Source organism: Parasphingomonas zepuensis (genome assembly GCF_036663735.1).
In the GTDB taxonomy this organism is placed as follows: Bacteria; Pseudomonadota; Alphaproteobacteria; order Sphingomonadales; family Sphingomonadaceae; genus Sphingomonas.
Map to the genome: position 1 here is coordinate 1 of NZ_JAXOJO010000093.1, position 1039 is coordinate 1039.

Consider the following 1039-nt stretch of genomic DNA (forward strand, 5'->3'; position numbering starts at 1 on the left):
TCGTTGCACTACGCCCGCCATGGCCAATTCGAGAGCGGCTGCTCAGCATGATGGGCGGGGTCACCGGCGCGCGCTGGCAGGAGGATGACCAGCTCCATATCACGCTTCGCTTTGTCGGCGCGGTCGAAACACACGTGGCAGAGGACGTTGCCGCTATATTGGGATCCGTCCGCCATCCGCCACTCGACCTTCGCCTCTACGGTTGCGGGATGTTCGACACTCGCGGACGGCCCAATGCGATTTGGGCGGGGGTCGCGCCGCGGGATGCGCTGGTTGCGCTGCATCGGAAGATCGACGCGACGTTGATCCGTGCGGGCCTGGTGCCGGAACGGCGCAGCTATACACCCCACATCACCCTTAGCCGACTTCCCGGTTCTGCCGGGCAGGTCGACCGCTTTCTGGCCGAACATGCAGGGTTGTCGAGCGACATTTTCCGCGTCGATCATATGATCCTTTACGACAGCAGCCCGGGTCGGGGCGGCGCCGCGTACGAGCCGATCGCGCGCTATCCGCTAACCGGCTCTTCGTTTTAATCCTCCCCCGCCAGGGGGAGGATTAGGGTCTGACGCTTATCCCGCCGCGAACACGCCACAGGCAATACGGTCGCCGCTGTCCCCTGATGGATCGGTCTTCTGGTCGTCGGCCTTGGCATGAACCACGAACGCCGAACCATCGGCATCCAGCAGCTGTGCCATTGTCCCTGATTTCAGCGTAAAGGTCAGTGTGCCCGTGCCATCCTCAGCGACGGTCAGGTTCGGCATGTCGCCCGCATGCGATCCTTTTGAATTCTCAAGCCCGTGCTGGGTCGATGCCGGGTTCCAGTGGCCGCCTGCTGTCGTGAACGCGGGAGCTTCGCATTTGCCGGTCATGTGAACATGCACACCATGCTGGCCTGGCTTTATGCCCGTGACCGACAAGGTCACGTTGAGACCATCGGGCATTAAGCTGGCGATCGCGCTGCCTGCTGCCGTGCCATCGGCCGTCTGCAACGGGGCCGTGGCGGTTTCGGCGGCGGCCATGCCATTTTCCACCATCATCG

General features: G+C 63.1%; 2 protein-coding genes. One reads left to right on the forward strand and one right to left on the reverse strand.

Annotated features, from left to right (window positions below; translation table 11 throughout):
* The coding region (gene thpR / locus U1769_RS25515) for an RNA 2',3'-cyclic phosphodiesterase (RefSeq protein WP_332720949.1) at positions 1-533 on the forward strand (533 nt) is incomplete at its 5' end.
* A 36-nt stretch (positions 534-569) separates the two neighbouring features.
* On the opposite strand, the gene U1769_RS25520 is transcribed toward thpR, so the two are convergent.
* On the reverse strand, positions 570-1039 hold a 470-nt coding region (locus tag U1769_RS25520; protein WP_332720950.1), incomplete at its 5' end, for a superoxide dismutase family protein.